This is a genomic window from Anaeromassilibacillus sp. SJQ-5 (genome assembly GCF_054108045.1).
This window is the reverse complement of record NZ_JBPJWQ010000001.1, coordinates 884,997-905,259: the sequence shown is the minus strand read 5'-3', so window position 1 is coordinate 905,259 and position 20,263 is coordinate 884,997. Positions and strand designations below refer to the sequence as shown.

Genomic DNA, 20,263 nt, shown 5'->3' with positions numbered 1-20,263 from the left:
CGGGTTATCCGCGGGGCCGCTTATTTATTCGCCGAAGCAGGCGGTGCAGAAGGGGGTGGTGCAGCCGCGGCAGGCTTCCCTAAGGCCGGGGAGGCTGATGTAGCCCAGGCTGTCGGCCCCGATGGAGCGGCAAACGGCATCCATCCCCATGCGGCCCGCAATCAGGTTCTCCTCGTCCCCGATGTCGGTGCCGTAATGGCAGGTGTGGCGGAAGGGCGGCGAGGAAATCCGCACATGCACCGCCGCCGCCCCCGCCGCGCGCAGGCTGCGCACGATTTTTTCGCAGGTGGTGCCCCGGACGATGGAGTCGTCCACCAGCACCACCCGCTTCCCCCGCACCACGGCGGACAGCGGGTTGAGCTTCAGGCGCACGGCGGTGTCCCGCTGGGTCTGGGTGGGAAAAATGAAGCTGCGGCCTACATAGCGGTTCTTCATAAAGCCGGTGGCCAGGGGCAGGCCGCTTTCGGCGCTGTAGCCGGCGGCGGCCTCCAGGCCGGAATCCGGCACGCCGCAGACGATGTCCGCGTCGGCGGGATGCTCCCGGGCCAGGATCCGCCCCATCCGGCACCGGGCCTCGTACACGCTCAGCCCGTCGATAACCGAATCCGGCCGGGCGAAATACACATACTCGAAGATGCACAGCCCCCCGGCTGCCGGGCGGGAGGCGGGCACGGCGTCCCGGGCGATCAGGCGGCCGTTTTCCATCACCAGGATTTCGCCGGGGCGCACGTCCCGGATGGAGGAGAAGCCGCCGATTTCCAGCGCGCAGCTCTCGGAGGCCACGGCTATGCCCGCCTCGCTCTCCCCCACGCACAGCGGGCGGTAGCCGCTGGGATCCCGCAGGGCGACGAGCCGCCCGCCCCCGTCCAGGATGACCAGGGAAAACGCGCCCTCCAGCCGGGCCGCCGCTTCCTTCACCCCTGTCAGCAGGTCGCCCGTTTGCAGGGCGCAGCGGGCGATCAGCTGGGAAACCACCTCGCTGTCGCTGGAGGCCGAAAAATGCAGGCCCGCGCTCCGCAGCTCGTCCCGCAGGGCGGCCGCGTTGGTGACGTTGCCGTTATGGGCGGCGGCCAGACGGCCGGTCAGGTATTCGGAGACGAAGGGCCCCGCGTTCTCCCGGGTGCTCGCGCCGGTGGTCGAATACCGGGTATGCCCCACCGCCGTTTTCGCATGGGCAAGGGCCTCCATCGCCGCGGGGGTAAACACCTCCCCCACCAGGCCCGCGTCCTTATGGCAGAGGATCCCGCCGTCCTGCGCCACGGCGATGCCCGCTCCCTCCTGTCCTCGATGCTGGAGGGTCAGCAGCCCGTTCATGGTCAGGGCGGCAGCGCCGCCTGTCCGGGTGCTCACGCCGAAGACGGCGCATTCCTCCCGGGGCTTGTCATCAATTCTCATAGGTTTTCAGGATCCCTTCCGCTATCGCTCGTCTCGTCGTGCGCCGATCCATGGCCTGCTTTTCGATGTACCGGTGGGCCTCCGGCTCCCGCATGTGCATGTGGGTCATGAGGATGCATTTCGCCCGGCCGACCAGGCGGACGTCCTCCATCCGCCCCTTGAGCAGGCGGTTCTCCTCCTCCAGGGCCCGGATACGCCGCTGCGCCGCCGAAACCGCGCCCAGCGCGGCGGCAAGCTGCGCCCGGCTCACCGGCTTGGCCAGGGTGAGAACCCCGGCCTCCTCCAGCCCCTGGGGCGGCGGCCCGGCGGTAAGCAGCAGCACCTGCCCCGTTGTCCGCCCGGCCAGCTGCCGGGCCAAGGCGGCCCCCGTCCCGTCCGGCAGGGGCGCGTCGATCAGGATCAGGGCGAAGTTTTCCGCCGCGGCCCGGCGGCGGGCATCCCCGCCGGTGCGGGCCGTCACAATCCGCCGGCAGCCGGCCGCGTCCAGCAGCGGCCGCAGCTGCGCGGCAGCTGTCTCCGTGGCGGAGACAAGCAGCACCGGTTCCATCCAATCATCTCCCTCAGTTGGGGGTGTACAGCTGCTGATAAGGGTTCTTCGCGTTGGGACGCAGCAGGACGTACTCGTCCGCCAGCAGGCTGTCCGCGTCCATACGGAAACGGCGGGCGAATTCGCGCACATAAGGTGCCGCCTCCTCCATGTCGCCGGCCGTGGCGGAGCTGACCGTCACCTGGGCGGGCAGCGGAGGCAGCGGCTGCGCGGTGCGGATGAGAATCCGCCCCCCGTGCATCCCGGTCCCCGTGAAGTTGCTAAGAGGCGCGTCGGAGGCGCCGATACCCAGCACGATGATGGTGCCTCCCGCCAGGTATTCCCCGAGGAAGCTGCCCACCCGGCCGCCGATGACGATGACCGGCTGCTTATCCTCGTAAGCCTTCATGTGGATGCCGGCCCGATACCCGGCGTCGCCCCGCACGTAAATCGCGCCGCCCCGCATCGCGTAGCCCAAAGCGTCCCCGGCGCTGCCGTGCACGACGATTTCCCCGGCGTTCATGGTGTCTCCCACCGCGTCCTGCACGTTGCCGTGCACCTCGATAACCGCGCCGTCCAGATAGGCGCCCAGAGCGTTGCCCGGCGTGCCGTGAATGGTCACGGTCTTGTCCTTCAGGCCGCTGCCGATGAACCGCTGCCCGCAGCAGTCCCGGATGCACACGTCCCCCGGGGCCGCCTTCACCTGCCGGTTCAGCGCCTGAAAATCCAGGCCTTTCGCCGCTATATCCATACGGACCATTCCTTTCCCTATCGCGTTTATTCGCCCGCGTGCTTCACGCCCAGAAGCTCCAGCTCCTTTTCGTTCAGGCCCACGCCGCGCAGCATCAGCCGGTTGCCCCTCAGGCTCTCGATGGAATTGATGCCCATGCCGCCCAGCATTTCCTCGATCTCATGCCGCCATCCGGTCAGCAGGTTGACCAGCCGGCGCACGCCCACGTCGGGGCGCAGCCGCCCGGCCAGTTCCGGAATCTGGGTGGCGATGCCCCAGTTACACCGGCCCGACTGGCAGCTCCGGCACAGGTGACAGCCCAGCGCCATCAGGGCCGCGGTGCCGATGTACACGCAGTCGGCCCCCAGGGCGACGGCCTTGACCACGTCGGCGCTCGACCGGATGCCGCCCCCCGCGATGATGGACACCCGATCCCGGATGCCCTCCTCCCGCAGACGGGTGTCCACGCTGGCCAGGGCCAGCTCAATGGGGATGCCCACATGGTCGCGGATCCTCGTGGGCGCGGCCCCCGTGCCGCCCCGGAACCCGTCGATGGCGATGATGTCCGCGCCGCTGCGGGCGATGCCGCTGGCGATGGCGGAAATATTATGTACCGCCGCGATTTTGACAATCACCGGCTTGCGGTAGTCGGTGGCCTCCTTGAGGGAGACGATGAGCTGCCGCAGGTCCTCGATGGAATAGATGTCGTGATGGGGCGCGGGGGAAATGGCGTCGGCACCCTCGGGGATCATCCGGGTGCGGGAGATGTCCCCCACGATTTTCGCCCCGGGCAGGTGCCCGCCGATGCCCGGCTTGGCCCCCTGGCCGATCTTTATCTCGATGGCCGCGCCGGCGTTGAGGTAGCCGGGATGCACGCCGAACCGGCCGGACGCCACCTGCACCACCGTGTTTTCCCCGTAGCGGTACAGGTTCTCATGCAGGCCGCCCTCCCCGGTGTTGTAGAGGATGCCCAGCTCCTCCGCCGCCCGGGCCAGGCTCTCGTGCACGTTATAGCTCACCGATCCGTAGCTCATGGCGGAGAACATCACCGGCATGGACAGGGTCAGGTGCGGGGGACGGTTGTCCACCAGGCGGCCCTCCCCGTCCCGCTCGATCCGTCCGGGCTTGGCCCCGAGGAACACCCGGGTTTCCATCGGTTCCCGCAAGGGATCGATGGAGGGGTTGGTGACCTGGGAGGCATTGAGGAGCAGCTTATCAAAATAGACAGGGTAGTCCATCGGGTTCCCCATGCTGGAGAGCAGCACGCCCCCGCTGTTGGCCTGCCGGTAGATTTCGTTCATCAGCGCGGGCGTCCAGCAGGCGTTTTCCCGGTAGACGTTCGTGCTTTTCACAATTTTCAGCGCCCGGGTGGGGCAGAACGCCACGCACCGCTGGCAGTTGACGCATTTCGCGTCGTCGCAGACCATGCGGTTTTCCTCGGCCGAAAACCGGTGCACCCCGTTGGCGCACTGGCGCTCGCAGGCGCGGCAGTTGGTACAGCGGCCGCGATCCCGCACCACCTCGAATTCCGGATACAAATCCTGTATGCTCATGCTGTTCACCTCTCCTGCTGCAATCCCACGAGGACGGGTTCTCCCCCGCGGGGCGCCCATACCCGCTCGAGCGTGGGCTCGATGCGCCGGATGGCCGCCTCCTCGCTGGCAAAATAGACCCGGCTTCCCTTCTCGCCCACCACCAGGCTGCGCAGCTTCAGCCGGTCGTTGAGGGCCATCAGCCCCCCGTCGAAGCCCACCAGGATGGAAAAGGGCCCGGTAATCAGCTGGGACGCAAAGACCTGCCGCAGATATTCGTGGGTGCGCCGCTTCTCCGGCTCCATACGCTCGATGGTCTGCCAGAAGGGGGCGGCGATAACCGACGCGATCTCCTCAAAGGACAGGCCCACCTTCCGATGGAGATAGTCCACAATATAGGCGATGACCTCGGTGTCGGTCTGCAGGGTACAGGCGTAGCCATGCATCTCCATGGCGCGGCGGTTGGCGTCGTAGGAGGAAATCTCTCCGTTGTGCACCACGGAATAATCCAGCAGCGCGAAGGGATGCGCGCCGCCCCACCAGCCCGGCGTATTGGTGGGATACCGGCCATGGGCGGTGAAGCAATACCCCTCGTATTCCTCCAGGCGGTAGAACCGGCCCACGTCCTCCGGATACCCCACCCCCTTGAACACGCCCATGTTCTTCCCGCTGGAAAACACGTGGGCGCCGTCGATGCCGGTGTTGATGCGGAACACGCACCGGGCGACGAACTCCCGCTCGTCGAGCTGGCTGTCCGCCAGCTTAGAGGGCAGCGGGGTGAGGAAATACCGCCAAATCATGGGCTCGTCGGTGATGGCTTTCAGCTTGCGGGTGGGGATTTTCGAGAGGTTGATCATGTCGAAATGCCGATCCAGAAAATCCTCGCACTCCTTGCGGGCGGCGGTGCTGTCGTAAAACAGATGGAACGCGTAATAGTCCTTGTATTCCGGGTAGATCCCGTAGGCCGCGAACCCGCCGCCCAGTCCATTGGAGCGGTCGTGCATGACGGCGATGGACTCGATAATGGCCTCCCCGTTCATGCGCGCGCCCGACTTATCGAATATCCCCGCGATGGCGCACCCGGACGGGATGCGCACCTGCCCTTCCTTCCTCATATGGCTGACCGTCCTTTCGGTGGAGCGGCCGCTTGCCGGCGGCCGTGCTACGTCTTTCAGTATACGGCGGTCCAAAATCGCTGTCAAGATATTTTTGAAAATATTTTATCTTTAACTTTCATTTTGTCAGGATTTACAGAGGGTTTTCGGATTTTGTATCGTAGTTTTTGCAAGTTTAATATCAATAAATTTCACATTAGCTATTGACAAATGCGTGTCGGCGCGGTATGCTGTTAGCAGAGACAGCAAAGGCGCTGCGGACGGGGGACCGTCTGCGGCGCCTTTGTGTTTTCAGCAAAAGCAGTAAGGAGTTGACCGGTATGAAAAACGTTCCCAACCTGTTCGGCAGCATGGTGTTCAACGACGCCGTCATGCAGGCCCGCCTGCCCAAAGACGTGTACAAGGCGCTGAAAAAGACCATGGCCCTGGGCACCCACCTGGAGCTGGACGTGGCCAATGTGGTGGCCAACGCCATGAAGGACTGGGCCGTGGAGCACGGCGCGACCCATTACACCCACTGGTTCCAGCCCATGACCGGCGTGACAGCGGAGAAGCACGACAGCTTCATCTCCCCCGAGCCGGGCGGGCGGGTGCTCATGGAGTTCTCGGGCAAAGAGCTGGTGCGGGGCGAGCCGGACGCCTCCAGCTTCCCCTCCGGCGGCCTGCGGGCCACCTTCGAGGCCCGCGGCTACACGGTTTGGGACATCACCTCCTACGCTTTCATCAAGGACGGCACCCTTTACATACCAACCGCCTTCTGCTCCTACAGCGGCGAGGCGCTGGATAAGAAAACGCCGCTCCTGCGTTCCATGGAGGCCCTGGATCGGCAGGCCATGCGGATTCTGCGGCTGTTCGGCAACACGGCGGCCCATCGGGTCATCACCACCGTCGGGCCGGAGCAGGAGTATTTCCTGGTGGACAAGGCCGCGTATGAGAAACGGCCGGACCTCCTGTATACCGGGCGCACCCTCTTCGGCGCGCGGCCTCCCAAGGGGCAGGAGCTGGAGGATCACTATTTCGGCAGCATCAAGCCCCGGGTGGCCGCCTTCATGCGGGAGCTGGAGGAGGAGCTGTGGAAGCTGGGGATACCGGCCAAAACCAAGCACAACGAGGTAGCCCCCGCCCAGCACGAGCTGGCCCCCGTGTTCGAGACCACCAACATCGCCTGCGATCACAACCAGCTGACCATGGATCTGATGAAAACCGTGGCGGCCCGGCACGGGCTGGTCTGCCTGCTGCACGAGAAGCCCTTCGCCGGGGTCAACGGCAGCGGCAAGCACAACAACTGGTCCATCAGCACCGACACCGGCGTCAACCTGCTGGAGCCGGGCGACACCCCTCACGACAACGCGCAGTTCCTGCTGTTCCTGTGCGCCGTCATCCAGGCGGTGGACGATTACCAGGATCTGCTGCGGGTATCGGCGGCCAGCGCCGGCAACGATCACCGGCTGGGGGCCAACGAAGCGCCGCCCGCCATCATCTCGATGTTCCTGGGCGACGAGCTGACCGAGATCCTGAAAAGCCTGGAGTCGGGCGCGGCGTATCACGGCCCGGATAAGCATCCCATGGAAATCGGGGTGACGGTGCTCCCCCACTTCCCCAAGGACACCACCGACCGGAACCGCACCTCCCCCTTCGCCTTCACCGGCAACAAGTTTGAGTTCCGGATGCTGGGCTCCGCGTTCTCCATCGCCGGGCCGAACATCGTGCTGAACACCGTGGTGGCGGAATCCCTGCGCCAGTTCGCCGACCAGCTGGAGGCCTCCGCCGATTTCCAGGCGGATCTGGCCGCCCTCATCCGGAAGACCATCCGGGAGCACCGGCGCATCGTCTTTAACGGCAACAGCTATTCCGACGAGTGGGTGGCCGAGGCCGAGGGACGCGGCCTGTCCAACCGGCGCTCCACCGTGGAGGCGCTGCCCGCCTTTGTGGAGCCGAAGAGCATCGAGGTGTTCACCCGGCACCACGTCTTTACCGAAACCGAGCTGCGCTCCCGGTACGAGATCCTGCTGGAAAACTACGCCAAGACCCTGCGCATCGAGGCCCTGACCATGGTGGACATGGTGCGGCGGGACGTCATCCCCGCCTGCGTCGGCTACCAGAATGAGCTGCTGAGCCTGCTGCAGGCGAAGAAAGCCTGCTTCAAGAGCGGCGGCGCGCTGGAGGAGCAGCTCTGCGGAAAGATCGACGGCCTGTGCGGCTGCCTGATGAGCAAGCTGGAGGCCCTGGAGGACGCGCTGCTCGGCGCGCCGGAGAGCGCCTCCCCCCTGGACGAGGCGGACTACACCCGCCGCCGCGTCTTCGGCAGCATGGCCGAGCTGCGGCTGGTGGTGGACGAGCTGGAAACCCTGGTTTCCAAGAAATACTGGACGCTGCCCACCTACGCGGATCTGCTCTACAGCGTCCAATAAAACGCGCACAAAGACGTGCATCCGCCGGTTTGTCTCCGGCGGGCGCACGTTTTATTTTAGGAGGAATGCAGTATGTTTGCGGCACTGGACACCATTTGGGTACTGCTGGGGGCGGTGCTCGTCTTCTTCATGCAGGCCGGGTTCGCCATGGTGGAAACCGGCTTCACCCGGGCGAAAAACGCCGGAAATATCATCATGAAAAACCTGATGGATTTCGCGGTGGGCACCCTGGTCTTCTGGGCCATCGGCTTCGGGCTGATGTTTGCGGGGGACGGGCCTTTCATCGGCGGGCTGGACTTCTTTATCCGCGGCGATTACAGCCAGTCGTTCCCCTCGAGCGCGTTCGTCATCTTCCAGACGGTGTTCTGCGCCACCGCCGCCACCATTGTCTCCGGCGCGATGGCGGAGAGGACCAAGTTCTCCTCGTATCTGGTCTACAGCCTGGTGATCAGCGCCGTCATCTACCCCATCTCCGGCCACTGGATCTGGGGCGGCGGCTGGCTGTCCCAGCTGGGCTTCCACGATTTCGCCGGCTCCACCGCCGTGCACATGGTGGGCGGCGTGGCGGCCCTGGTGGGCGCGAAAATCCTGGGGCCCCGCATCGGCAAATACGGCAAGGACGGCAAGCCCCGGGCCATCCCGGGCCACAGCCTCCCTCTCGGCGCCCTCGGCGTCTTCATCCTGTGGTTCTGCTGGTTCGGCTTCAACGGCTGCTCCACCGTTTCCATGACCGGGGACGACGCGATCCGTTCGGCCGCCGATATTTTCGTCACCACCAACCTGGCGGCGGCCACGGCGACGACGGCGGTGATGATTATCACCTGGATCCGGTATAAAAAGCCCGACGTGTCCATGACCCTCAACGGCTCCCTGGCCGGTCTGGTGGCCATCACCGCCGGATGCGACGCAGTCACGCCGGTGGGCGCGTTCTTCATCGGCCTGATCGCCGCTTTCGTGGTGGTTTTCGGCATCGAGTTCATCGATAAGGTGCTGAAAATCGACGATCCGGTGGGCGCTATCGGCGTGCACGGCCTGTGCGGCGCGACGGGCACCCTGCTGACCGGCCTGTTCGCGGTGGACGGCGGCCTGTTCTACGGCGGCGGCTTCAAAATGCTGGGGGTGCAGGCCCTGGGCGTGGCCGCGGTGATCGCCTGGGTGGGCGTTACCATGACCGTGGTGTTCCAGGTAATCAAGAGAACCATCGGCCTTCGGGTTCCCAAAAATGAGGAAACGGCGGGGCTGGACATCATCGAGCACGGCCTGACAAGCAGCTACGCCGACTTCATGCCGGCGGAGAACGAGGCCGCGGCGGCGGTGCCGGTGGAGGCGGCGGTGCCGGTGGTGAGCACGGCCGGACCGGACGTCAAGCTGACCAAGGTGGTCGTCATCACCCGGCAAAGCAAGTTCGAAGAGTTGAAGGCCGCCCTGGAGCAAATCGGCATCACCGGCCTGACGGTGACCCAGGTGCTGGGCTGCGGCATGCAGAAGGGGCGCCGGGAATACTATCGCGGTGCCGAGGTGGAAACCACCCTGCTGCCCAAGGTCAAGCTGGAGGTCGTCATCAGCAAGGTGCCGCTGGATCTGCTGATTGCCACGGTGCGCCGGGCGCTGTACACCGGCGCTGTGGGCGACGGCAAGATCTTCGTTTACGACGTGGAAAACGTCGTCAAGGTGCGTACCGGCGAGGAAGGCTACGCCGCCCTGCAGGACGAGGACTGAAAACCGCCCCGGTGGCAGCCCGATAAGGGCCGCCACCGGGGCGGTGCTTTATTGTCCGGATTCCTGTCCCGCGTACCGGCGCACCAGCAGCCGCATGGCGTCGAACTGCTGCTCCATCTCCTGCACCAGCTTGAACTGGGTGCGGGCCCGCACCAGGTTGTGCTCGGGATAGGCGGTCTTAAAATAGGTGTCCCCCTGCAAAAAGTCGGTGAGGAACCGCATACCGCATTCCAGCGTCATCAGCCGCGCGCCCCAGGGCAGGCTGTCCAGCTCGGCGGGGGTCAGCACTTCGCCCGCCGTTTCCAGATACCCCTTGACGTACAGCTCGTACAGGCCGATGTCGAAGTGCACCTTATCAAGCTCCGGCTCGTCCTCCGCCGCCGTGCTCGCGCCGAAGCGGATGGAATCGCCGAAATCGTTGGCGGCCAGGCCGGGCATGATGGTGTCCAGGTCGATGATGCACAGCCCCTCGCCGGTGGCGGCGTCAAAGAGGATGTTGTTGAGCTTGGTGTCGTTGTGGGTCACCCGCAGAGGGAGCAGCCCCTGCTCCTGCTGGCGCACCAGCCGGCCGCAGTCCTCCCGCCGGGCCTCGGCGAAGGCGGCCTCCGGCCGGCACCGCCGGGCCCGGTCCATCACGTCCCGGCGCAGCGCCTTTTCAAAAGCCTCGTACCGCCGCACGGTGTCGTGAAAATGCGGGATGGTCTCGTGCAGGCTCGCCGCCGGGTACGCGCCCAGCTGCTTGAGGAAATGCCCGAAGCTGCGGGCGGACTGATAGAACTGCTCCGGCCGCTCCACCGTCTGATAGCAGACGGAATCGGGGATATAGTTGTAGCAGCGCCAGGGCTGCCCCTCGTCGTCCTCGAAATAGTTATGCCCGCACTTGGTCTTGATATAGGACAGGGTGCCCCGGTCGGGGTCGCCGCCCTCCGCGCGGATTACGTCCCGCATGAATTCGGTCACGCCGAAGATGTTTTCCATCACCCCGGCCGGATCCTTGAACACGTTGGTGTTCACCCGCTGGAGCACATAGGTCAGCTCATCCGCCCCGTCCGCGCCGGGCATGTATACCGCGTAGGTTTCGTTGATATGCCCCGCGCCGAAGGGCTTGACGTACCGGCACTGCGTCCCGAAGCCGAAGGCGTACAGCGCGTCCTCCAGCGCCCGGCTGTTCACCCCGTCGATTTGCCGCCGGGTGGAGAAGACCACCTCGCCCGCCTCCACCTTGCGGCCCGGCGCGATGGCACAGTAGGCCTTGACCACGCTGCCCAGGCCCACGTGGGCCCCCGCGCCCACCGTCGTGTCGTGATCCACCACCGCGCCGCTGTTGACCAGCACCGCCCGCTCGATACGGGTGTGGGTGTTGACCACGGCGCGCTGCATGATGAAGCAGCCCGGCCCGATGACCGCGCTGGGGCTGACGACGGCGGAGGGGTGGATGAGGGCGGGCACGGCGTACCCCGCCTGAAGCAGCTTATCCGTCCAGGTCAGGCGCATATCGCTGTTGCCGAAGGCGGCGACGGCGGTGTCGAATTCCGCGCGCTTGGCGTGATAATCGCAGCATTTCCCCGCCACGTCCGCCCCCTTGGCGGCGTCGTCCAGGAACATGACGGGGGCGTACCCCAACAAGCCGGCGGTTTCCTTGACCATCTGGCCGAACCCTCCGGCCCCGAGAATGAGTAAGCTGGGCATAAGCGGCTCTCCCTTCCCTATGTACAATGAAAAAACAGAATCCCCGCGAAGCCATCGGCAACGCGGGGATTTTCATGGAGCATCTAAGCAGATTCGAACTGCTGACCTCATCCTTACCAAGGATGCGCTCTGCCGACTGAGCTATAGATGCAAGTGGCGACCCGGAACGGGCTCGAACCGTCGACCTCTAGCGTGACAGGCTAGCGTTCTAACCAGCTGAACTACCGGGCCACTTGACCGCCGGATGCCGGAGCATCCACGATATCCAGGTGCCCGGACATCAGCGACGGTGTATATTATAAGCGATAGCACGTGGTTTGTCAATCATTTTCTGCAAGAAAAAATACAAAAAGTTTTATTTCCCAGCATCGCCCTTTTCCCGCCGGTTTTCGGGCGTTTCTCCGCCCAGGTCGCCGCGCATGGCCGCCCCGGGGCGGATGGCGGCCCGGCCGTATTTCAGCCGGATCCGATCCATGGCGGTCTCCAGGCGTTCCCGCTTATCATGGCGCTCCCCCTCCCCGTCGTCGAACAGGGACAGCTGCTCCCCCTCGTCCCGGTCGGTCAACTGCAGGCCGGTCAGGGAGAGCATGCGGATGGGCTTGTCCATGCTCCAGGAGCGGCGGAGGATGTCCATGGCCGCCGCGGCCAGCTCGGCGGCCAGATTGGTCGGCCGGCGCAGGGGCTGCTGCCGGGAAATGGTCTGCAGCGCCGGGTTCTTGACGATCACCTGCACCGTCCGGCACCAAAGCCCCTGGCGGCGCAGCCGTTCGGCCACACTGTCGGCGAGCAGGAGCACCCCCGCCCGCACGTCCTCCTCCCCCGTCAAATCCCGGGGAAAGGTCATGTTATTGCCCACCGACTGGATGTCCCGTCCCTGCGCCGCCAGGCGGACCGGGCTGTCGTCCAGCCCGCACGCGTAGCGGTGCAGCATCTCCCCCAGCCGCCCGAGGGCGCGGGTCAGCCGGTACGGGTCCGCCCCGGCCAGCTCCCCGATGGTATGGATGCCCATGCCCGCCAGGGTGGCCGCCGCCTTGTCCCCCACGTACAGCAGCGCCGCGGCCGGCAGGGGGAACACCACCTGCTTGTAATTCTCCCGGGTGATCACCGTCGTGGCGTCCGGCTTGCGGTAATCGCTGCCCAGCTTGGCAAAAATTTTGTTGAACGACACCCCCACCGATATGGTCAGGCCGGTCTCCTCCCGCACCGTCCGGCGCAGGGCGTCGGCGATGGCCTGCCCGCCGCCGAACAGCCGGCGGCTGCCGGTCACGTCCAGCCAGGATTCGTCAATGCCGAAAGGCTCCACCATGTCGGTGTACCGCGCATAAATGGCGTTGACCCGGCGAGAATATTCCTCGTAGAGCTCCCGGTGGGGCGGCACCAAAACCAGTCCCGGGCATTTCTGCCGCGCCTGGAAAACGGTCTCCGCCGTCCGGACGCCCCGCTGCTTGGCCAGCTCGTTCTTGGCGAGGATGACGCCGTGACGGTGCTCCGGATCGCCGCACACCGCCATGGGCACCCGGCGCAGGGCGGGATCGCGCACCCCCTCCACCGAGGCGTAAAAGCCGTTGCAATCGCAGTGCAGGATGGTGCGATCCATGCGCCGTTTTCCCCCTTTCTTCCGCCGCAGGCGGCTCTACCAAAAATCTTTCGAAATTCTTCAAGAAATACCGATTGACCTTCCGGGCCGGAAGGTATATAGTTGGAAAGAAAGGCATACCTTTCTTTCCAACGGTTTTTGTGGAAAGGAATGCGTCATGGCTATGAAATGAAAGCAAGGGCTTTTCGTCCCCTGTTTCCGACAATTTGTCCGAAAGGATGACCCCGGCATGGAAGAAGCCCTCAAAGTCGTTTCCTTCAACGTCAAACGCGACTCGATTTTTCACGGATCCCACTCCTGGACCAACCGGCGGGAGCTGGTCACCCGCCTCATCGAGGAATCCGGCGCCGCCATCGTGGGCGTGCAGGAGCTGATGCCCGCCATGAAGGAGGATATCCGCCGCCTGCTCACGGACTACAGCATTTTCGGCTGGGGCCGCACCCGCAAGCGCACCAACGAGCATTCCGCCATCCTGGTGCACGAGCCGGACTGGGCCGCCGTGTACGACCAGACGTTCTGGCTCTCCAAGCATCCGGAGAAAAGCGGCAGCCGCGCCTATTTCGCCATGTTCCCCCGCATCTGCACCGTGTGCGAGGTGTATTCCAAGGAGCTTGGGCAGAAAATCCGGGTGTTCAACACCCATTTCGACCACGTCTGCGGCCCGGCGCGGAGCCTGGGCGTGCGCACCATCCTGGAGTATATGCACCGGTACAACCTGCGGGAAAAGCTGCCCACCATCCTCATGGGGGATCTCAACGCCCGCCCGGGCAGCAAGCCGGTGAGGATGCTGTCCGAAAACCGGCATCCCTTTACCGACATCCATCTGACCAGCGTCTATTCCCGCTTTGATACGAAGGATATCCACAATTCCTATCACGGCTTCCGGGGCCGGTGCAAGGGCCGCCGCCCCATCGATTACATCTTTGTCAGCGACGATTTTCAGATTCAGGACGCCTATCTGGACACCAGCAGCCTGGACGGCCGGTATCCCTCCGACCATTTCCCCCTGGTGGCTGTTCTGAGCGTCCGGAAAAAAGCGGCGGAATAAACGGCATAAAGCCGGGGCGGCAAACGCCCCGGCTTTTCATTATGTGCCATGTGCTGCATCCCGCCTGTACGGTTTTACAGATACTGCCACAGCTCCTCGTGGGGCGCGGCCATGACCGAGCTGCTGCAAAACAGCCCCTGCTGCTTGGCGTAGTCTCCGCCGGCCTCCACCGCCGCGGTCACGTCGCTGACCTCGCCGGTGAGCATGACGACGCCCTTGCCGCCCATGCCGCGGGAGACCCGCAGGTCGAGGATCTCCACCTTGGAGGTCTTGACCGCCGTGTCCGCCGCCTTGATGGCGCTGGCGGCGGAGAAGGTCTCCACAATGCCCAGCGCGCCGGTGGCCACCGCCGTCTGCGCGCCCATGAGGGCCTTGACGACCGATTCGTCGATGCGGCCCATCAGCACCGCGTCCACGATGTAGCTGCCGTAGAAGGAGCGAACCCGTTCCAGGGCCGTCTGCACGTCCGAGAGGTTCCCGGTCAGCAGGATCTCATATTTTCCCGGGCAGGAGGGATGCGCCGAAATCAGGCGGACGCCCGCCGATTTCAGCGCGCTGTCGCACGCCTCCACACCCTTTGCAATGCTTTTTATCTCAATGACGCCAACTGCGTATACCATCTGCCATCAACCTTTCCGGATGTTCCGTTTGTCTTTCCTCTCAGGCCGTCACAATGACCACGGCGCCCGCGTCGGCGGAGGCCACCCGACCGGATACCGGCGCGTGGATGTTGGCCGACACGACGCCCGCCGCGGCCCCGACGATGTCCCCGGCCCGCACGGTGTCCCCAGCCTTGACGGCGGGGGCGGCGGGAGCGCCCACATGCTGGCGCATGGGAAGGGTCACCCGGGAGGGGACGTAGCCGTCGGGCAGGAAATCGGGCACGGCGTCAAACGGCGCGACGCCAATGCGGGTCATAAACCGATCGCTGGGCAGCATCCGGTATTCCCGGTCGGGATCCACCGTAAGCTCCCCCTTATGCTGGTAGCGCAGCTTGTTCTTGGCCAGGATCCCCTTGACCTGGGCGTACACCCGGCGGGGGCTGATCCCCTGGCAGCAGGCGGTCAGCTCGCAGACGCCACAGGCGCTGCACACCTGGGCCTCGGTGAACGCCTCGGGCATCTCCTCCACGAGGGACAGCGAGGTGCGCACGATCTTATGGGGCCGCAGGGGGTACCCGATGAGGGCGCGGGGGCACATCTCGGAGCAGAGGGTGCACTGGCAGCAGTTGGAGGAGGCGTGGGCCATCACCGCCCGGTTCTGGCTGAGCTTGCTGGTGATGGCGGGGATGTCGTCGGGCAGAATCAGCAGCCCCTTGGTGGTTTTGGTGATCACTGCCGTGTCCGGGTTGATGACCGGGCCCATGGCAGGGCCGCCGTCGATGACCACGCAGCCCTCCGGCACGCTCACGCCCAGATGGGCGAACAGCTCGGCCACGCCGGTGCCCACCGGCACCTTCAGAGACACGGGACGGGCCACCTTGCCGCCGATGGTCACCCATTTTTCTGTCACCGGCAGGCCTTCCTTCACCGCCCGATCCACATTATACAGAGTCTCGGCGTTGAAGACCAGCACCCCGGCGGACAGGGGCAGGCTGCCAGGGGTAACCACCCGGCCCAGCACCTGATAAATCAGGATGATTTCATCCCCCATGGGATAGACGTCGGGGAGAATATGTACCTTCACGTGGGAGGACACCGCGTCCCCGTGGCTGAGCCCCAGGCGCTTGGCGGTGTGAGCCTTGACGCCCAGGTACCCATTGGGGATCCCCGCCGCCTCCATGACGGTTTCGGCGCCGGAGGCAATGCGCTCCATGGCCCGCTTCATCACATAATAGTCGGTATACAGCAGCGGCTCGCATTCGGCGGCGTTGATAATCAGGGAGTCGGCCCCCTCCGCCACCTTGACGGCGGTGGGAAAACCGGCGCCGCCCGCGCCCACACAGCCCGCGTCCGCTATCCGTTTTTTCAGTTCGTTGATGTTCATCTCGATGTTCCTTCCATCCTAGAGCAGTCTGACAAGAGCGCGACAGCCGTTAATAATCGACGATGCCCACGACCACCGCGTCCACCGGCGCCTGCTGATTCGGCAGAGCCAGCCGCGCGCTGCTGCCCGTGGTGACCAGCACGGTTTCCCCGATGCCGGCGCCCAGGCTGTCGATGGCAATGATATACTTATCGGTTTCCTGCCGGTTTTCCATCAGGCGGATTTCCAGAATGGTGGAACCGATGATTTTTTCGTTTTTCCGGGTCGACACCACATTGCCGACCACCTTCCCCATCAGCATAGCAAACCTCAGCCTTTCCGCCGCCCCGCGGCGCGTTACTCCTTATTTCGTGTCCTGCAAGACCTTCACCTGGGCCCCGTTGCCAATGCCGGCGGCGTTGGCGTCGTCGGTATCGATGTGCATTTCCAGACGGAACTGGGGGCTGACCCGGATCTGCACGTCGTAAAACCGGGTACGGCGGGCGCCGTCGGTCTCCACGGTGACAGTATCTCCGTCCTTCAGGCCGAAGGCCTCCCCGTCGGCGGGGCTCATATGGATGTGCCGGTTGGCGATGATGCAGCCTTCCTCGATGGTCACCACGCCCTTGGGGCCGACGATGGTCAGCCCGGCGCTTCCCGCCGTGTCGCCGGATTCGCGCACCGGGGGCTTGACCTTGAGGGTGAAGGAATCGGTGCGGGAAATCTCCACCTGGGTCTTTTTCCGCACCGGGCCGAGCACCCGCACATTCTCAATGGGCCGCAGGGAGGGCCCGATGATGGTCAGCAGCTCCTTGCAGGCATACTGCCCCGGCTGAGACAAATCCTTCAGAGGGGTGAGCGCATAGCCCTTGCCGAAGAGGATTTCCACATGCTCCTGGGTCAGATGGATATGGCGGTTGGACACGCCGACGGGAACGGCTTGAGGGGCGGCGGCCCCTCCCTGTTCCCGCAGAACACGGCGGACAATTTCCGAAACGACAGCAGCGTCCACACTCATGGTTGACGGCCTCCTTACACGGCTCTATATAATCAAACGCGTTATGAGCAAAATCAAAGCACCTGGGTGGATGGACGGACCGGGACGCGCGCATCCCCGCGGCGGGGGGGCGCGTTGCAAAAACTTGCAACGCGCCCTTGAAAAACCGCTTGCAGGCCACCCTTCATGGCCCGCATTTCGCGTCTTATAGACGCGAAACCACGCTTTTTCTCAATCTCTGTGATTTTAGCAAAGCGCTTATTTGAGAACGGGCAGCAGCTTCTCCACGTCGTTATGGGGACGGGGAATCACGTGGGTGGCGATGACTTCGCCCAGGCGGGACGCGGCAGCGCCGCCGGCCTCGACGGCGGATTTCACGGCGCCGACGTCGCCGCGCACCATGATGCTCACCAAGCCGGATCCGATTTTCTCAGAGCCGATGAGGGTGACGTTGGCCGCCTTGACCATGGCATCGGCGGCTTCGATAGCGGCCACCAGGCCGCGGGTTTCCACCATTCCTAAAGCTTCCATTGTTGGTTCCTCCGTGTATTGTTATTCCTTATTTCAGAACGGGCAGCAGCTTCTCCACGTCGCCGTGGGGGCGGGGAATCACGTGGGTGGCGATGACTTCGCCCAGGCGGGACGCGGCAGCGCCGCCGGCCTCGACGGCGGCCTTCACAGCGCCGACATCGCCGCGCACCATGATGCTCACCAAGCCGGATCCGATTTTCTCAGAGCCGATGAGGGTGACGTTGGCCGCTTTCACCATGGCGTCGGCGGCTTCGATAGCGGCGACCAGGCCGCGGGTTTCTACCATTCCTAAAGCTTCCATGTTCGTTTTCTCCTTTTTCATAACAGGGGTGGTGGTGGCGGGCTGAGCCGCCGCGGACGGGGCCGCTTTGCGGGAGGCCGGGCGTTTGGCCGCCGGGGCGGCTTTGGACGCAGGCTCCTCCACGGCCTTGGCGGCAGGGGTCTTCTTGGCTTCTGCCATGGAATCGCATCCTTTCGCGGGAATGAAACCGCTGCCTCAGCGGTCAGTCGGTATACAGGAATTTGGTCACCTCGGGATGGGGGTTGGCGATGACCTCGCAGAGCTTCACCTTCCCCACCCGGGCCGCCGCTTCCCGGCCGGCCTCAGCCGCCGCGGTCACGTCGGAGACCGTTCCGTCCACCACAATCGTCACCAGGCGGCCGCCCAGGCGTTTTTCCACATGGATGAGCCGCACGTCGGCCGCCTTGAGCATGGCGTCCAGGCCGGTGATGGCCGTGACCATAGCCTGCACTTCCAAAAGGGCAATGGCTTTGTTCATGTCGGGTACCGTGCCTTTCCAGAGCGAATTGAGCCGGTCTGTCGAGAGCTTAGAACCTGTACCAATAGCCTGAAATGGTCAGGCTTTGAGCGGATTTTTCACCAGACAAGGCGGAAAATCGCCGCACTCCTTGATGGAATGCAAGATTTGACAACGCCGTATGGTGAAAAATCCGCCAATGAATGGCCCTTGAACGGCTATTGGGACTGGTTCTTACTTCAGGACAGGCAGCAGCTTCTCCACGTCGCCGTGGGGGCGGGGAATCACGTGGGTGGCGATGACTTCGCCCAGGCGGGACGCGGCAGCGCCGCCGGCCTCGACGGCGGCCTTCACAGCGCCGACATCGCCGCGCACCATGATGCTCACCAAGCCGGATCCGATTTTCTCAGAGCCGATGAGGGTGACGTTGGCCGCTTTCACCATGGCGTCGGCGGCTTCGATAGCGGCGACCAGGCCGCGGGTTTCTACCATTCCCAATGCTTCCATCATATCGTTTTTCTCCTTTTATGACAAGTGTTTTTTCCAATGAGCGGGGTCAATATTCTTCAAGATACGCTGTGTTCAGCTTATCCTTGCCCAGAGCGTTAATGCGGGCCATCTTCTCGGTATCGGCCTCCTGCCGGGAGATCATGTGGCTGGTCACCAGCAGCCCCCGGCTCTCCGCCAGCGCGACGCCCGCCTGCATGCCGGCCTCCACCGCCGCCACGTCCCCCTCGAACTTGATGGTCATCAGCAGAGGAACCTCCGCCGCGTCGCCGTTCGCGGGTTTATTTTTGTCCAGCGCGACGATGGTCACGTCCGCGGCCTTCGCCACGGCGTCGGCCACCACGATGGAGGTGGTGAAGCCGAAGACCTCAATCAAACCAAGCGCCATACTGTGTACCCGTACCTTTCTGAGAGTTCCCGCATCCTATTAATGCGGGAAAAGACCGTTTTCGCGGCGTTCGCCGCGAAATGCGAGCCGCCGTCCTGGCTCGCAAGGGGTTTTCCAAGCTGAATCGTAAGCTTCGCTTACGCTTCAGCCACATAGGCGATCTTAATGCCCTTCTGGGACACGTTGACCTCCATGGCCTCGTTGAGCTTATCCAGCGGGAAGCTGTGGGTAATCAGGTCCTCGATCGGAATCTTCATCTCCCGCGCCTGCTTGAGGAAGGCGATGGTGGTGGGATAATCCGACGCGCTGTAATCCCAGGAGCCGACCAGGTTGATCTCCTTATTGCACAGGGCGAAATGGGGGTTGATGGTGCATTCGCCGTTGTTGACGAAGAAGCCCATCTCGCACAGCCCGCCGCCCCGGCGGATGTAGCTGTAGATATCGGCGGCCGCGGGGGGCGCGCCGGTGCACTGGTACGCAAAGTCGGCGCCCATGCCGTTCGTGACCGCCTTGACGGCCGCGACCCGCTTCTCCAGGGTATCGGCCTCGCGGAAGTTGATGACCGTCTTGACGCCCAGCTTCTTGGCCATCTCCAGGCGGGAGGCGGAGCCGTCCACCGCGATGAGGTGATTGATGCCCGCCGCGCGCAGCACCGCGATCATCATCAGGCCCACCGGGCCGCAGCCCTGGATGAGCACCTTGCTGCCGAAGTTTAACAGGCCGGTGCCGTTGCCCCGGCCCAGGGCGTGGACACACACGCACGCCAGCTCCAGCAGCATCCGCTCCTTCAGGTTCAGGTCGTTGACCTCGAAGTAGGTCGCGCCCTTGCCGCTGATGAGCAGGTGGGTGGAGAACCAGCCGTTCAGGTGTTTGTCCGGGCTGTCGGAAATCAGGCCGAAGATGCCCTGGTTATCGCACAGGTTGGTGGTGCCGGGATGCAGGCGGCAGATGCCGCATTCGCCGCAACTGATGACCGAGGTCACCAGCTTATCCCCCACCTTCAGGGGCTTGCCGGCGGTGTCGCACTTGATATTCTTGCCCAGCGCCACGATTTCGCCGGTGCCCTCGTGGCCGAGGACCACCGGGGCCAGGCCGAAGGGGTCGCCCTTCCACTCGTGGACGTCGGTGCCGCAGACGCCGCAGCCCTCTACCTTGACCAGGATGTCGTTGTCGCCCACCTGGGGCATGGGGAATTCCTTGACCTCGATGGTCTTGGGGCCGGTGAGCATGGCGACCCGGGCGGTGGCGGGGATGCCCGCGGCCTTTTTCGGAGCGGAGGCCCCGCCCATCTGGGTGAGGACCTGACGCACGATGCTCTCCACCTGATTCGCATTCAAATCCATGTTTGCACCTCA

Annotated in this window: 20 protein-coding genes and 2 tRNA genes; 3 read left to right on the top strand and 19 right to left on the bottom strand. The window is 64.3% G+C overall.

Features of this window, described 5'->3' with window-relative positions; translation table 11 throughout:
• Positions 1 to 24: 24 nt before the first annotated feature.
• From purF to ACSAMM_RS03670, 5 genes are read right to left on the bottom strand one after another with little or no spacing between them, the layout of a single operon-like run.
• On the bottom strand, positions 25 to 1,395 hold the full coding sequence (purF, locus tag ACSAMM_RS03690; protein ID WP_457789846.1) for an amidophosphoribosyltransferase: 1,371 nt from the start codon (positions 1,393 to 1,395) through the stop codon (positions 25 to 27).
• A complete protein-coding gene (locus ACSAMM_RS03685) occupies positions 1,385 to 1,942 on the bottom strand; it encodes an ANTAR domain-containing response regulator (RefSeq protein ID WP_457789845.1) in 558 nt (185 codons plus the stop codon). Before ACSAMM_RS03685 ends, purF begins: the two co-directional genes overlap by 11 nt.
• 13 nt (positions 1,943 to 1,955) lie before the next feature.
• Positions 1,956 to 2,672, bottom strand: a complete 717-nt coding sequence (locus ACSAMM_RS03680; RefSeq protein ID WP_457789843.1) for a GltB/FmdC/FwdC-like GXGXG domain-containing protein — start codon at positions 2,670 to 2,672, stop codon at positions 1,956 to 1,958.
• A gap of 26 nt (positions 2,673 to 2,698) precedes the next feature.
• Entirely contained in the window at positions 2,699 to 4,204 is a 1,506-nt protein-coding gene (locus ACSAMM_RS03675; RefSeq protein WP_457789841.1) for a glutamate synthase-related protein, read from the bottom strand.
• A gap of 5 nt (positions 4,205 to 4,209) precedes the next feature.
• Positions 4,210 to 5,298 carry a glutamine amidotransferase family protein gene (locus tag ACSAMM_RS03670; RefSeq protein WP_178724510.1) on the bottom strand — a complete coding sequence of 363 codons (1,089 nt, stop codon included), beginning with the start codon at positions 5,296 to 5,298 and terminating at the stop codon, positions 4,210 to 4,212.
• A 320-nt stretch (positions 5,299 to 5,618) separates the two neighbouring features.
• On the opposite strand from ACSAMM_RS03670, the gene ACSAMM_RS03665 reads away from it, so the two are divergent.
• Positions 5,619 to 7,709, top strand: a complete 2,091-nt coding sequence (locus ACSAMM_RS03665) for a glutamine synthetase III family protein (RefSeq protein ID WP_457789839.1) — start codon at positions 5,619 to 5,621, stop codon at positions 7,707 to 7,709.
• 72 nt (positions 7,710 to 7,781) lie between these two features.
• Positions 7,782 to 9,428: an ammonium transporter gene (locus ACSAMM_RS03660; protein ID WP_457789837.1), complete on the top strand. Its 1,647-nt coding sequence runs from the start codon at positions 7,782 to 7,784 to the stop codon at positions 9,426 to 9,428.
• Between the two features lie 48 nt (positions 9,429 to 9,476).
• On the opposite strand, the gene ACSAMM_RS03655 is transcribed toward ACSAMM_RS03660, so the two are convergent.
• From ACSAMM_RS03655 to dinB, 4 genes are all read right to left on the bottom strand, one after another.
• Positions 9,477 to 11,117: a phosphotransferase gene (locus ACSAMM_RS03655; protein WP_457789835.1), complete on the bottom strand. Its 1,641-nt coding sequence runs from the start codon at positions 11,115 to 11,117 to the stop codon at positions 9,477 to 9,479.
• A 75-nt stretch (positions 11,118 to 11,192) separates the two neighbouring features.
• Positions 11,193 to 11,268: transfer RNA gene (locus ACSAMM_RS03650), tRNA-Thr, on the bottom strand.
• A 3-nt stretch (positions 11,269 to 11,271) separates the two neighbouring features.
• Positions 11,272 to 11,348: transfer RNA gene (locus tag ACSAMM_RS03645), tRNA-Asp, on the bottom strand.
• Between the two features lie 124 nt (positions 11,349 to 11,472).
• Positions 11,473 to 12,714, bottom strand: a complete 1,242-nt coding sequence (gene dinB / locus ACSAMM_RS03640; RefSeq protein WP_178722497.1) for a DNA polymerase IV — start codon at positions 12,712 to 12,714, stop codon at positions 11,473 to 11,475.
• A 229-nt stretch (positions 12,715 to 12,943) separates the two neighbouring features.
• On the opposite strand from dinB, the gene ACSAMM_RS03635 reads away from it, so the two are divergent.
• Positions 12,944 to 13,762, top strand: a complete 819-nt coding sequence (locus tag ACSAMM_RS03635; protein WP_178722495.1) for an endonuclease/exonuclease/phosphatase family protein — start codon at positions 12,944 to 12,946, stop codon at positions 13,760 to 13,762.
• Between the two features lie 74 nt (positions 13,763 to 13,836).
• Here the strand turns inward: ACSAMM_RS03635 and ACSAMM_RS03630 are convergent, their stop codons facing one another.
• The 10 genes from ACSAMM_RS03630 to ACSAMM_RS03585 all read right to left on the bottom strand — a co-directional run bounded on the left by ACSAMM_RS03630 (position 13,837) and on the right by ACSAMM_RS03585 (position 20,251).
• Positions 13,837 to 14,382: a BMC domain-containing protein gene (locus ACSAMM_RS03630; RefSeq protein ID WP_178722493.1), complete on the bottom strand. Its 546-nt coding sequence runs from the start codon at positions 14,380 to 14,382 to the stop codon at positions 13,837 to 13,839.
• A gap of 40 nt (positions 14,383 to 14,422) precedes the next feature.
• Positions 14,423 to 15,748: a 4Fe-4S dicluster domain-containing protein gene (locus ACSAMM_RS03625; protein ID WP_178722491.1), complete on the bottom strand. Its 1,326-nt coding sequence runs from the start codon at positions 15,746 to 15,748 to the stop codon at positions 14,423 to 14,425.
• A gap of 49 nt (positions 15,749 to 15,797) precedes the next feature.
• Positions 15,798 to 16,049, bottom strand: coding sequence for a EutN/CcmL family microcompartment protein (locus ACSAMM_RS03620; RefSeq protein ID WP_178722489.1), 252 nt, complete (start codon positions 16,047 to 16,049; stop codon positions 15,798 to 15,800).
• 42 nt (positions 16,050 to 16,091) lie between these two features.
• On the bottom strand, positions 16,092 to 16,745 hold the full coding sequence (gene pduL, locus ACSAMM_RS03615; RefSeq protein ID WP_457789832.1) for a phosphate propanoyltransferase: 654 nt from the start codon (positions 16,743 to 16,745) through the stop codon (positions 16,092 to 16,094).
• Positions 16,746 to 16,982: 237 nt separating this feature from the next.
• Positions 16,983 to 17,255: a BMC domain-containing protein gene (locus tag ACSAMM_RS03610; protein WP_178722485.1), complete on the bottom strand. Its 273-nt coding sequence runs from the start codon at positions 17,253 to 17,255 to the stop codon at positions 16,983 to 16,985.
• Between the two features lie 28 nt (positions 17,256 to 17,283).
• A complete protein-coding gene (locus tag ACSAMM_RS03605; protein ID WP_457792143.1) occupies positions 17,284 to 17,556 on the bottom strand; it encodes a BMC domain-containing protein in 273 nt (90 codons plus the stop codon).
• Between the two features lie 202 nt (positions 17,557 to 17,758).
• The gene (locus tag ACSAMM_RS03600; protein ID WP_457789829.1) at positions 17,759 to 18,034 is read right to left on the bottom strand and encodes a BMC domain-containing protein; all 276 of its coding nucleotides are present in this window, start codon (positions 18,032 to 18,034) and stop codon (positions 17,759 to 17,761) included.
• Positions 18,035 to 18,247: 213 nt separating this feature from the next.
• Positions 18,248 to 18,523, bottom strand: coding sequence for a BMC domain-containing protein (locus ACSAMM_RS03595; protein WP_457789827.1), 276 nt, complete (start codon positions 18,521 to 18,523; stop codon positions 18,248 to 18,250).
• Between the two features lie 46 nt (positions 18,524 to 18,569).
• Positions 18,570 to 18,908, bottom strand: coding sequence for a BMC domain-containing protein (locus ACSAMM_RS03590; RefSeq protein ID WP_178725365.1), 339 nt, complete (start codon positions 18,906 to 18,908; stop codon positions 18,570 to 18,572).
• 137 nt (positions 18,909 to 19,045) lie between these two features.
• A complete protein-coding gene (locus ACSAMM_RS03585) occupies positions 19,046 to 20,251 on the bottom strand; it encodes a zinc-dependent alcohol dehydrogenase (protein WP_457789825.1) in 1,206 nt (401 codons plus the stop codon).
• Between the last annotated feature and the right edge of the window lie 12 nt (positions 20,252 to 20,263).

Bases quoted from the DNA above. Each gene is read 5' to 3' on its own strand.
- purF (WP_457789846.1), bottom strand. From the start codon at position 1,395: ATGAGAATTGATGACAAGCCCCGGGAGGAATGCGCCGTCTTCGGCGTG.
- ACSAMM_RS03685 (WP_457789845.1), bottom strand. From the start codon at position 1,942: ATGGAACCGGTGCTGCTTGTCTCCGCCACGGAGACAGCTGCCGCGCAG.
- ACSAMM_RS03680 (WP_457789843.1), bottom strand. From the start codon at position 2,672: ATGGATATAGCGGCGAAAGGCCTGGATTTTCAGGCGCTGAACCGGCAG.
- ACSAMM_RS03675 (WP_457789841.1), bottom strand. From the start codon at position 4,204: ATGAGCATACAGGATTTGTATCCGGAATTCGAGGTGGTGCGGGATCGC.
- ACSAMM_RS03670 (WP_178724510.1), bottom strand. From the start codon at position 5,298: ATGAGGAAGGAAGGGCAGGTGCGCATCCCGTCCGGGTGCGCCATCGCG.
- ACSAMM_RS03665 (WP_457789839.1), top strand. From the start codon at position 5,619: ATGAAAAACGTTCCCAACCTGTTCGGCAGCATGGTGTTCAACGACGCC.
- ACSAMM_RS03660 (WP_457789837.1), top strand. From the start codon at position 7,782: ATGTTTGCGGCACTGGACACCATTTGGGTACTGCTGGGGGCGGTGCTC.
- ACSAMM_RS03655 (WP_457789835.1), bottom strand. From the start codon at position 11,117: ATGCCCAGCTTACTCATTCTCGGGGCCGGAGGGTTCGGCCAGATGGTC.
- dinB (WP_178722497.1), bottom strand. From the start codon at position 12,714: ATGGATCGCACCATCCTGCACTGCGATTGCAACGGCTTTTACGCCTCG.
- ACSAMM_RS03635 (WP_178722495.1), top strand. From the start codon at position 12,944: ATGGAAGAAGCCCTCAAAGTCGTTTCCTTCAACGTCAAACGCGACTCG.
- ACSAMM_RS03630 (WP_178722493.1), bottom strand. From the start codon at position 14,382: ATGGTATACGCAGTTGGCGTCATTGAGATAAAAAGCATTGCAAAGGGT.
- ACSAMM_RS03625 (WP_178722491.1), bottom strand. From the start codon at position 15,748: ATGAACATCAACGAACTGAAAAAACGGATAGCGGACGCGGGCTGTGTG.
- ACSAMM_RS03620 (WP_178722489.1), bottom strand. From the start codon at position 16,049: ATGCTGATGGGGAAGGTGGTCGGCAATGTGGTGTCGACCCGGAAAAAC.
- pduL (WP_457789832.1), bottom strand. From the start codon at position 16,745: ATGAGTGTGGACGCTGCTGTCGTTTCGGAAATTGTCCGCCGTGTTCTG.
- ACSAMM_RS03610 (WP_178722485.1), bottom strand. From the start codon at position 17,255: ATGGAAGCTTTAGGAATGGTGGAAACCCGCGGCCTGGTGGCCGCTATC.
- ACSAMM_RS03605 (WP_457792143.1), bottom strand. From the start codon at position 17,556: ATGGAAGCTTTAGGAATGGTAGAAACCCGCGGCCTGGTCGCCGCTATC.
- ACSAMM_RS03600 (WP_457789829.1), bottom strand. From the start codon at position 18,034: ATGAACAAAGCCATTGCCCTTTTGGAAGTGCAGGCTATGGTCACGGCC.
- ACSAMM_RS03595 (WP_457789827.1), bottom strand. From the start codon at position 18,523: ATGATGGAAGCATTGGGAATGGTAGAAACCCGCGGCCTGGTCGCCGCT.
- ACSAMM_RS03590 (WP_178725365.1), bottom strand. From the start codon at position 18,908: ATGGCGCTTGGTTTGATTGAGGTCTTCGGCTTCACCACCTCCATCGTG.
- ACSAMM_RS03585 (WP_457789825.1), bottom strand. From the start codon at position 20,251: ATGGATTTGAATGCGAATCAGGTGGAGAGCATCGTGCGTCAGGTCCTC.